The organism is Roseobacter phycocola, assembly GCF_042055075.2.
Taxonomy (GTDB): domain Bacteria; phylum Pseudomonadota; class Alphaproteobacteria; order Rhodobacterales; family Rhodobacteraceae; genus Roseobacter.
In genome coordinates, this window is the sequence record NZ_CP194010.1 from 3,823,440 (window position 1) to 3,834,045 (window position 10,606).

General features: G+C 59.0%; 8 protein-coding genes. 2 read left to right on the plus strand and 6 right to left on the minus strand.

Features of this window, described 5'->3' with window-relative positions; genetic code table 11:
* Nucleotides 1–27: 27 nt before the first annotated feature.
* From AB4K19_RS18895 to AB4K19_RS18905, 3 genes are all read right to left on the minus strand, one after another.
* The gene (locus tag AB4K19_RS18895) at nucleotides 28–1,380 is read right to left on the minus strand and encodes an ABC transporter substrate-binding protein (protein WP_375229781.1); all 1,353 of its coding nucleotides are present in this window, start codon (nucleotides 1,378–1,380) and stop codon (nucleotides 28–30) included.
* Between the two features lie 25 nt (nucleotides 1,381–1,405).
* Nucleotides 1,406–2,509, minus strand: coding sequence for a LacI family DNA-binding transcriptional regulator (locus AB4K19_RS18900; RefSeq protein ID WP_375229782.1), 1,104 nt, complete (start codon nucleotides 2,507–2,509; stop codon nucleotides 1,406–1,408).
* A 214-nt stretch (nucleotides 2,510–2,723) separates the two neighbouring features.
* Complete coding sequence (locus tag AB4K19_RS18905; protein WP_436398552.1) at nucleotides 2,724–4,286, minus strand: peroxidase family protein; 1,563 nt, start codon at nucleotides 4,284–4,286, stop codon at nucleotides 2,724–2,726.
* A gap of 269 nt (nucleotides 4,287–4,555) precedes the next feature.
* On the opposite strand from AB4K19_RS18905, the gene AB4K19_RS18910 reads away from it, so the two are divergent.
* Nucleotides 4,556–6,166: a glutamate synthase-related protein gene (locus tag AB4K19_RS18910; protein WP_375229784.1), complete on the plus strand. Its 1,611-nt coding sequence runs from the start codon at nucleotides 4,556–4,558 to the stop codon at nucleotides 6,164–6,166.
* An 11-nt stretch (nucleotides 6,167–6,177) separates the two neighbouring features.
* Nucleotides 6,178–8,157, plus strand: coding sequence for a thiamine pyrophosphate-binding protein (locus AB4K19_RS18915; RefSeq protein WP_375229785.1), 1,980 nt, complete (start codon nucleotides 6,178–6,180; stop codon nucleotides 8,155–8,157).
* A 32-nt stretch (nucleotides 8,158–8,189) separates the two neighbouring features.
* Here AB4K19_RS18915 and AB4K19_RS18920 read toward each other — a convergent pair whose 3' ends face one another.
* Genes AB4K19_RS18920 through AB4K19_RS18930 form a run of 3 tightly spaced genes read right to left on the minus strand, consistent with a single transcriptional unit; the run spans nucleotide 8,190 to nucleotide 10,592 of the window.
* A complete protein-coding gene (locus AB4K19_RS18920; RefSeq protein WP_375229786.1) occupies nucleotides 8,190–8,570 on the minus strand; it encodes a carboxymuconolactone decarboxylase family protein in 381 nt (126 codons plus the stop codon).
* Nucleotides 8,571–8,616: 46 nt separating this feature from the next.
* The gene (locus AB4K19_RS18925) at nucleotides 8,617–9,708 is read right to left on the minus strand and encodes an aromatic ring-hydroxylating oxygenase subunit alpha (RefSeq protein WP_375229787.1); all 1,092 of its coding nucleotides are present in this window, start codon (nucleotides 9,706–9,708) and stop codon (nucleotides 8,617–8,619) included.
* Nucleotides 9,705–10,592, minus strand: coding sequence for a MurR/RpiR family transcriptional regulator (locus AB4K19_RS18930; RefSeq protein ID WP_375229788.1), 888 nt, complete (start codon nucleotides 10,590–10,592; stop codon nucleotides 9,705–9,707). Before AB4K19_RS18930 ends, AB4K19_RS18925 begins: the two co-directional genes overlap by 4 nt.
* Nucleotides 10,593–10,606 lie beyond the last annotated feature (14 nt).

Consider the following 10,606-nt stretch of genomic DNA (forward strand, 5'->3'; position numbering starts at 1 on the left):
CAGCGCCGCCTCCGGTGTCACCGGCGGTTACTGGACGCCGGCGATTGCTGTGTTGAGCTCTGCCACGGTGGCGGCAGCATCGCGCTCTCCGTCAATGAACTCGCGCACAAGACGGTTGATGACCTGGCTGTTGATCACCTTGGAGGCCACTGCAAGCTGGCCGTCGGAAACGCCCCAGCGCTGAGCCACGTCGAGGCCGCCCACGATCTCATCGATCATTGCCTGATCATAAAGATCACCCAGCGGAGCTTTACGATCCACACCAACGTCCAGCGTCGCCCAGAGTTCAGAGAACTGAGCAGGGTTGTCCGCTGTGCCGCGGCGCACCGGGAATTTGCCCTCAGGTGCGATGGCCAGCGTCTGGCCGTAGCCTTCGTTCATAGAGAACTGGACAAATTCCATTGCTGCATCGGTGGACGCATCCGATGTGATACCGAAGTAGCGGATGTCACCCCATGCCGCGCCATCCGGGTTGGACGGTCCGGCAAAGTTGGTCACGATGCCTGTTGCAGCCGCCAGATCCCGCGATGTCGGGTCGTCGTTGATGGTGGGCGGCGCGCTGTCGCGCAGGCCGGCCAGTTCATCAAGGATGAAGGGTGACCAGATGATCATCGCGGCATTGCCCGAGAAGTAGAGCGTGCGCGACTGATCCCAGTACAGATCGCCGGGAGGCGATGCTTTTGCGATTGCCTTGTAGAATTCCAGCACTTCTACGGTCGCCGCCTCATCCAGCGGTTTGATGCCATCCGGGCCAACCGGAGACACACCGTTGGCGAGGAAGACATGCTCCAGCACCTGGCTCATGAAGTTTTCGTCGATCTTCGTTGCTGCAACAAAACCATACATTTCCGGTGGGTTGTGCAATGCTTCGACCGCTGCCAGCACGTTGGCGTACGTGGTGGGTGGCTCAAGTCCTGCTTCTTCGAACTTGTCTGCACGATAGACCAGCATCTGGGTCCAGCCATCCACCGGCACCGAAGCGTATCCGTCGGCTGTCGCTGCCATGCCAAGTGCGCCGGCCGCGAATGTTTTCTCACCAAGTGCTTCGATAACGTCAGTTGCGGCGTCCGGGTCAAGGATGCCGGCATCGGCCCATGGCAGTGCATATTGAAGCGGGTGATAGATCACGTCCGGCAGATCGCCTGCCGCAAAGGCCGCTGTCGCGCGTGTGCCCAGATCGGTTTCTGAAACCGGGATCACTTCGACGGTATGTCCGGATGCCGCGGCAAATTCGGCTGCCATCTGTTCCTGGCGCGCCAGACGTTCGGGCTGTTCTTCTGTGGTCCAGAAGCGGATTGATTCCGCACTCGCCGCGATGGACGACAGGCAGAGCGCCATTGCCGCCCCTGTCAGCAGTATGGATTTGTGGTTGATTTTCATTGATTTCCTCCCATTGAAGTCCTTGTTATGCGGCGCTTTTTGCGACGCGCCCGGCGATTTCGCCGGATGTGAGTGCGGGTGGGCCTGCTGACCCCCGGTCCAGAAATGCGGCTTCTTCGGTTTCCCGCAGCGTTTCCGGGTCCTCGCCCCTGATCCTGCGGATCAGCAGACTGCTGAGTGTGCTGCCCGACCTGGTGAAGTTGACCGCATATGTGCTGAGCTGCGGCGTCGCATGCGCGCCGTCCGGTGTGCCGTCGTAGGACAGCGTCGAGATGTCCGAGCCGACCGCCAGCCCGCATTCAGCAGCCGCGCGGTAGACGCCCAGAGCTGCCATGTCCACCGCACAGACAATGGCTGTGGGCGGCTCCGGCAGACGCAGCATCCGGAGTGCTTCATTGCGGCCTTCAGTGATCGTGACGGCGTCATCGCCCATCAGCGCGGGATCAACGCGCAGGCCTGCTTCCTGCATACCCAGCACAAAGCCGTCGCGCCGAAGGGCCGCATAATTGTATTGCAGACCACCGTTGATGAAACCGATGTGGCTGTGGCCCATCGACGCCAGCCTGCGCACCGCATCCTGCATCGCATCCTCGCCCAGCAGATCGAACCATGCACAGTCTGCCGGGTCTGATGTGCGCCCGAAGAGCACGAATGGGAAATTCTTGCGGCGCAGCAGATCAATCCGGTCATCGTGCACCAGCGTACGGGGGATAATGAAGCCGTCAACTTTGCGGTCACGGATCATCGACGAAAACGTCTCAAGAGTGTGTTCGGGGTCATTTGCGGCGGCCAGGGTGAGGGTCCAGCCCTGAGCACTGGCGCCCTGCGACACCCCTGCGAGGAATTCCGCAAGAAAAGGACGGTGCGCGTCGTGGTCCGCCATCTGAATAACAAGGCCAACGGAACGCGTCAGACCGGTCCGGATAGCCTGGGCAAAACTCAGTGGGTTATACCCCATTTTCTCTGCCATGCGGCGCACGCGGAGGCGTGTTCCTTCGGCGATATCGGGGTAGTCATTCAGCGCCCGCGACACGGTGGACTTGGTTAGCCCCAGCGCGTCTGACACATCAGATATGGTCACCCGGTTTACACCGGTTTTCCGCAGCGTCTGATCCTCGGCTGTCCGCAAAATTTTGTCCTCCCGAGAATCAGAGTGAGCTCCGAAACCGGTTTCGGCAAGGGAAAAACACGAGTTTTGTCGATGGGCTGAAAAACCCGCCGCTCCGGAGCCGAATTTTTGGCTTGGCGGTCGGGAGGGGTCAGCTGCCGTCGGATTACAACCGCAGGCAGCAAATTGTCTTGATTTTTAAGGCCGCGTGCGTGGTTCGCGCCACGCGGAAACTCTACTCCGGCTGCCACTCTCTGCGTGTGAAACCAACGAACGTTTCACCGAGTTCCCCGGCTGAATTCCGCGCAAGAACTTCGCGTATCGAACTGGTGTTCCCGATCGCCTGCCATCCCGGACCCGCAAAGGTGGAGGGTTTGAAGACGTGTTTCGACAGCAGGGGATTCGTCAGCGCCTGACTGAAGGCATCGAGGGCCACAAAGAGCAGGATCAGATTTGGGAGCGGGCTGTTTTTCACCCGGTCCTCGCAGAAAAGGCCGACATGGAAGTCAACATCCCGGGTGCTATTGTAGAACCCGCGCAGCATCTCTGCGACTTCCGGATCAGAAGAGATGCTCTCAAAGGAAAACGGCCGGGTCTGCCCCAGATAGTCACAATAGTCTGAGAAACCTGCAAGCTGGCAGAACCTGTCCTGCTGGATTGACGAAATCTCGATGTGCAGCAAAGGATTTGCCGTATTTCGCGGGCCCAGTTCAGCGGCCTGCGTGGCGCTGATGTCTGCAAATGCCCCGGCGAGGCCGCAGTCGATCAGCAGAGCATTGTTCATAAATGTCGAGCCAACAGGGTGCATCTTCCCGCCCCAGCGGATCTGGTCCGGGATCAGCGCGTGCCAGCGATAAAGCAGGCTGAACTCGGTCGTGATCCAGTTGGGTTTGTTCCACGCGGCATTCCAGGCAACCGAAGGGTCGGCACGCAGGTTGAAGGGCAGCGGCGAGATGTGATTGATGTAGTCTTCGACCACGATCTTGATGAAGAGAACAATCACGGTGTTACGTGCGGTCTCAAAGACGCGGTCATCATCCCAGTCCGGGTTTTCCGCTTCGATTTCGCCTGCAAGGCGGTTGTGTTCACGCAGGAACAACGTGTTCATCATCGCAGTCTGTGGGACTGAATTGGCACGATCGCCGCCAAAGGCAAATAGCTTTGCGCGACGGTCATCATCAATGCTGCTGTCGCCGAGCGGATGGTCCAGCACCGCAAAGTCCGGATCGACCTTGCCGTCTTTGTAGAGAAACGGTGCGTAGTCTTCGCCATTGATCGTCTGAGTTTTGAGCCGCCCTTTGCGGCCCTTCGCGTTTGATCTGAGACGCAGCGCATTTGTCTGCTCTTCGGTGCGCCCGTACAGCGGACACAGATCAATCTCATGGTTCGACGTGTTTCTTTTCAGGCGGGTCTGCTGCGTTTCACCTTCTGCGGTCAGGTCCTCGGTCTCTGTGCGGATGAAACCGTCCGTCAGATACTGCGCAAAGGCAGGGAAGAGGCAGGTCGATTTTGGGCACATGCGCTGATGACCGTCGCGACGGGCAAACAACGCGGCAAGCGCCTCGGGGTCCGGCATGTCCTCACGCGGATCAGGGGGCAGGTGCCGACCGCTCCACCGGCGGTCCGTGAGGCCGGCCCACGACACATAGTCGTGGCGTGTGCTCATCGGATGTGGGCGGAACCGGGCCCGTTTGACGACGCGATTGATCGCCCACCGGTTCACCAGTTCTGCAAGAGGCGGAATCCCCTCGATGATACGAAAAAGAAATTCCTGAAGGCGGTATGGAATACTGGGCATGAAAATCACTCTGAAATGGGTCAACTATGCGTTGATTATCATCCGGTGTTTCGCTTTTTTCTAGTTTTTTGTCCGGTCAGTTGCCGCGTACGGTGTTTTCCATGTTGATTTGTGAGCGTTGCCGGACCGGCACAAACCAGAGTGCAGCCGGGTCGGTGTAATTTTGTGATTAGCATTTTTCGGGTTTTCCGGGGCACAGTCTGAAGGCGGCTCACGGCACATTTCGGATGATGGTGCTGTGGCGGGCAGGAAAGAACGGAAGGAACCAGATGAATAAGACAGCCATTTACAAACTCAGTGAGCTTGCAGACCGGAAGCCGGAATATGCGCTGGTCGGCGAAGTTGATCTTGTCGTTGTAAGGTTTGATGAAAATATCTCTGTGTTCTACGGTCGATGCCTGCACCGCGGTGCGCTGATGTCGGATGGCCATGTGCGGGGCGACGATCTGATCTGCGGTGTGCACAACTGGGATTACCGGCTGGACAGCGGCGTATCCGCCTATGCCAACGACGAGAAACTGCCAAAGTTTACTTCATGGATTGAGGGTGACGACATCTGTGTGGATGCGGACGAGATCAATCAGTGGGGCTATGAAAATCCGCAGCCTTACAACCGGGATTCGTATCTGGGTCTTTACGCCGATCCGAGCCATGGCATAGCCGAAGAGCCATACACCGGGCTGATCCATACCTATGCAAAGTCCGGGCTGTCCGAAACCGGGCATCACGGGATCGTTGAATCTATGGGCGTGCCGCGCACTGAACTGCCGGACTGGGATGACATTCAGCTGCTCACAGCACAGCTGCACCGCGCGCCTTTGCTGGATGATGCTCCGGTCGGCACGGACGTGGTTATTGGTCCGAATGCGCAGAAACCGCTGCGTCTCGACATCCCGCTTTTTGTTTCAGATATGAGTTTTGGCGCGCTTTCCGAACCCGCCAAAATCGCGCTTGCGCGTGGCGCTGAACTGGCCGGTACCGGCATCTGCTCCGGTGAAGGCGGCATGCTGCCCGAAGAGCAGGAAGCCAACAGCCGCTATTTCTATGAGCTTGCATCGGGGCGGTTTGGTTTCAGCTGGGATAAGCTGGACAGGGTCCAGGCGTTTCACTTCAAGGGCGGGCAGGGCGCGAAAACCGGTACCGGAGGCCACCTGCCGGGCGAAAAGGTTCAGGGCAAAATTGCGGAAGTACGTGATCTGGAGCCGGGGACCTCTGCCATATCCCCTTCGCGCTTTCCGGACTGGACAGACGTCGGCCAGATAAAGGTATTTGCCGATGAGGTCCGGGACAGGACGGGCGGTATTCCTATTGGCTACAAACTCTCGGCACAGCATATTGAGCGGGACATTGACGCAGCCCTCGCGGTCGGCGTCGATTACATCATCCTCGATGGACGTGGTGGTGGCACAGGCGCTGCTCCGGTAATTTTCCGCGACAATATCTCCGTGCCAACCATACCGGCGCTGGCCCGCGCCCGCCGCCATCTGGACCAGCTGGACCGTCGGGACGTCTCGCTGGTGATCACAGGGGGGCTGCGCAAGCCCGCAGATTTCATCAAGGCGCTGGCGCTTGGCGCGGACGCGATTGCGGTGTCAAACTCGGCGATGCAGGCCATTGGTTGTCTGGCGATGCGGGCGTGCCACACGAACAACTGCCCGGTGGGTATCGCCACGCAGAAACCGCATCTGGTCAACCGTCTGGTGGTTGAGAAATCAGCGCGCCAGCTTGCCAACTTTTTTGAGGCAAGCGTTGAGCTCATGCAGGTGATGGCCCGGGCCTGCGGACATGATCACCTGAACGGTTTCAACGCGGATGATCTGACAACCTGGAAACGTGACATGGCCGACATATCGGGCGTGGCGTTCGGCGGCGTGGCATAAGGAGAGAATTGATGACAACGGATAACCTGGACTGGATCTCTGTCGGCCACGTGGACGACCTGCCGGAGGGACGCATCAAAACAGTGACAGCACGGACGACGTCGATTTGCCTTGTGCACTTTGACGGCCAATGGGCTGCGATGAACAATCACTGTCCGCACCAGCGCGGTCCGCTGGGCGAAGGGTCAATTGAAAAGGGCGTCGATGACAAATGCTGGATCCGCTGCCCCTGGCACGGCTGGGACTTTGACCCGCTGACCGGCAAGCCGCCGGGTGGTCATGAGGATACCGGGCAGGAGATGTATCCGCTCGACATCCGTGATGGCGAAATCTTTGTGGGGCTGGAAGCGGAACCACCGCACGAGCGCACGACAACGGATGTCATGACCGAAACCATGGTCAACTGGGGGGTTCAGTCAGTGTTCGGCATGGTTGGTCATTCCAACCTTGGTCTGGCAGACGCCATCCGCCTGGCTGTCGTGCACAAGAAGCTCAAATACTACGGGATCCGGCACGAGGGTGCTGCCGCCTTTGCCGCATCGGCCTATGGGAAACTGACGGGTAAACCTGCGGCCTGTCTGACGATCGCGGGACCCGGGGCAACCAATCTGATCACGGGTCTCTGGGATGCGAAGGTGGACCGGGCGCCCGTACTGGCGCTGACCGGCCAGGTGCAGACCCAGGTGTTTGGCCCCGGAGCATTTCAGGACATTGATCTGGCCTCCGCGTTTCAGGCGGTTTCCAGGTTCTCGCAGACTGCCCTCAGCACGTCGAACCACGCTGAGCTGATGTCGCTGGCCTGCAAGAACGCCATTGTGAACCAGGATGTTGCGCATCTCATTTTCCCGGATGATATGCAGACACTGCCGTCGGATCAGCCTGCAGGGATGCCAGAAGGGCGTCTCAGCAGTACGCGGATTACGCCGTCTCAGGAAGAGACCGATGCGGCCGTGTCCCTGCTTAACAGCGCGAAAAGGCCGCTCATCGTTGTGGGGCATGGCGCTTACAGTGCACGTGATCAGATCATTGCGCTGGCCGAGAAAATCGGGGCACCGGTGGTCACCACGTTCAAAGCCAAGGGGCTGGTGCCCGACAGTCATCCGCTGGGCGCAGGTGTTCTGGGTCGCTCGGGCACGCCGATTGCCAGCTGGTTCATGAATGAGGCCGATGTGCTGATCGCATTCGGTGCCAGTTTCTCCAACCACACTGGCATTGCGCCTAAAAAGGATATCATCCAGGTCGATTACGACAGGATGCAGCTTGGCAAATTCAACCCGGTCAAAGTGCCGGTCTGGGGGGAGATCGGCGCATTCTGTGACGTCGCGGGCCCTGCCATCGCGCGCCATGCAGACGCCGTGGACCAGGTCAGTGAACTCAAAGATCGCTGGAACATCTGGCGCAATGAAAAAACACGCCGTCTGGCCGAAGAGCATGGCAAGGGCATCCACTCCTTTGCCATTTTCGAGGCGTTGGGCAGGCTGGTGCCTGACGATGCCATTTTCGCAGTGGACGTCGGCAACAACACCTATTCGTTTGGGCGGTATCTTGAAACCAAAGGTACACAGCGCGTGCTGATGTCAGGATATCTTGGGTCAATCGGTTTCGGGTTGCCGGCTGCGATGGGGGCCTGGGCTGCAACGCAGGACATTGAAAGCCTGCGCGGTCGCAAAGTGATTTCCATTTCCGGCGATGGTGGCTTTGGTCAGTATCCAATGGAATTCACCACGGCGGTCAAATACGGAATGGATATCACCCATATCCTGCTTCACAACGGCGAGCTCGGGAAAATCTCCAAGGAACAGCGCTCGGGCGAATGGCCGGTCTGGGAAACGGATCTGCAGAACCCGTCCTTTGCAGCTTTCGCGCGGCTTTGCGGTGGTCACGGTGAAAAGGTCACGGAAACCGGCGGGATCGAAGACGCAATCAGAAATGCGCTGGCAGTGGACGGCCCGGCGCTGGTCGAGATTATGACGGACGCTGAACTGGTCTGAACCGGTATCGCCCGGACGCACGGTCCGGGCGGTCAGCCCTCGTCAAAGACTTTTCTGGCAACGCGGAAGCATTCGAGACCCTGCGGCACGCCACAATAGATCGCGATCACATGGATGATCGCGCGCACCTCTTCTTTGGTCACGCCGTTATTGATGGCACCACGGCAATGCAGTTCCCATTCCTGCATTTTTCCAAGTGCCCCGATCATCGACAGGTTCAGCATCGAACGTGTTTTAGCATCGAGCGTGTCATCGCCCCACCCGAAGCCCCAGCACCAGGCGGTCATCGCTTCCTGGAAGGGACGGGTGAAATCGTCTGCAGCGGCCAGGTTGCGTTCGACGTATTCCGCGCCAAGCGTGGATTTTCGCTGTTCCAGCCCCTTGAGAAAAAGGTCTTCGTCAAAAACGCTCATCGTCTGTTCCTTGTGTTGCCAGGCTCGTTGGTCCGGGTCCGGACTGTCAGACCGTCTCCCCGGCGTCAATTGCTTCGCGTATCCAGCGTTGCAGGTGCATGACAGGATGCTCGGAGTTCACCCCGCCGCGCGGGTCAATGACCAGTGGCCCGGGCCGGTAACCCCGCGAGTGCAGCCCCCGCTGAACGGATTCCACCAGTGTGATGTCTTCAGCAACGGTTGTCTCGCGGTCCTGGCGGGCGAGCTGGCGAACCACCGGGTTTTCCGCACCGCCAACCGAATACCACCCCCGCCAGACGACGACGCGATGCGCGTCAACCACGCGCCAGTGATAAGTATTCAGAACATTGCCCGGATAGACCTGAAAGCTGAACATTGGCCAGAGAAACCAGCTGGAATACTCCGCCTCATGCTCGAAACCTGAGTGGATATCATAGGTCATATCCTCAAGGTTCTGGCATTCCGTGGTGTGCCGCAGACACATGCCCTGCGGCTGGATGTCGTAGGTTTCAGGCCGGACAACGCCGCTGGCAAATGTGGGGTGGCAAAGGGCGCAGTGATAGCATTCGGAATAGTTCTCAACGGAAACTTTCCAGTTGCAGTTTTCCGGCACCTCGACCCATTCCAGCGGTTTCAGCTCCTGCCAGTGCGGCACCCATTCTTCCAGTTCCTGACGCGCGCCGGGAAACCATGTGTCCATCGGGCCGGCGTCGGGGTCGAGATTCACAAAAACGAACCCCAGGAATTCTTCAGCCCGAACCTCTGTCAGGCAGACATCAGAACGGTCAAAGCCCTCGACTGCGCGGATGTTCGGGCCTGACCGCAACGCCCCGGTCAGTTCATAGGTCCAGGCGTGATAGGGGCAGACGACAACGCGGGTGGTGCCGCTGCCCGATACCAGTTGATGTGCGCGGTGCTGACAGACATTATAGAACACCCGGATTTTGTCGTCGCGCCCGCGGATCGCGAAGAGGCTCTCGCCGGCAATTTCAAAGGTCGCGTAATCGCCAGGCCCGGCAAGGTCCGCACTGTGGCACCCGAACTGCCACGTTCTGGCCAGCAGACCGGCTTTCTCGGTCTCGAACACAATCGGATCAGTGTAATATCGTGCATCAAGCGACCGGATGGGCTGCGTCATTCCGGGTCTCCATCGTAGATGCCCAGCTGGTGGCGGCGGCGGTGGAAGGTTTCGACCCGTGTGACAACCTCGTCGCTGGCCACTGCGATCACAAAAGAAAGCAGTGTTTCAAGCAGTGCGATTGTGCTGACGGACGATGGGAAAAATTGGGGTGTTTCTGCGGACACCACGAAACCATGATCAGCGGCCCGGATGATCGGGCTGGCGGGGCTGTCGGACAGGCCGATGATGCTCATGCCCTGTTCTTTTGCGATTTCCACAGCTTCGACGACTTCCCGGCGATAGGGCTTGCAGGTAATGGCGATGAGCACGTCGCGCCCATCGGCCCAGGCCAGATCGTCGATCGGTGTTGATCCTGGTTTGGGAATTGCGTGGAACTGCACCATGCCGGTCGAGGCAAGGTACGTGAAATTGCGCGCATTGGAATTGTTCACACCAACGCCGAGCGTGAAAACGTTCCGGGATTTCCAGATCGTTTGTGCAGCGGTGCTGAGATCATCAGCCGTGATCCCAGCAAACGTATCTTCGACGTTGCGCAGGGCGCCCTGCACCATGTCTGCGTAAAGGCCTCCGAGCGCACCGGACTTCCGGATGTCCTGCAGCCAGCGCGCGCGTTCCGGAAAATCCGCAGCACCTTTGCGAATCGCTTCGCGGAACGGCTCGCGGAAATCTTCGTACCCGTCAAAGCCGACCTGCCGGGCCATGCGGACCACCGTGTTGGGTTTGACGCGTGCAGCTTCGGCGATCTCGCGCACGGTTGAAACGCCCACATCCCGTGGGTTTTCCAGCACGTAGGTCGCTGCTTTGCGGGCCTCTGGCGTCAGTTCAGACAATTCGCCCGCGAGGCGCTCCAGAATTACAGATGATACGTTTGTGCCATTCATGATTGACGATGGTA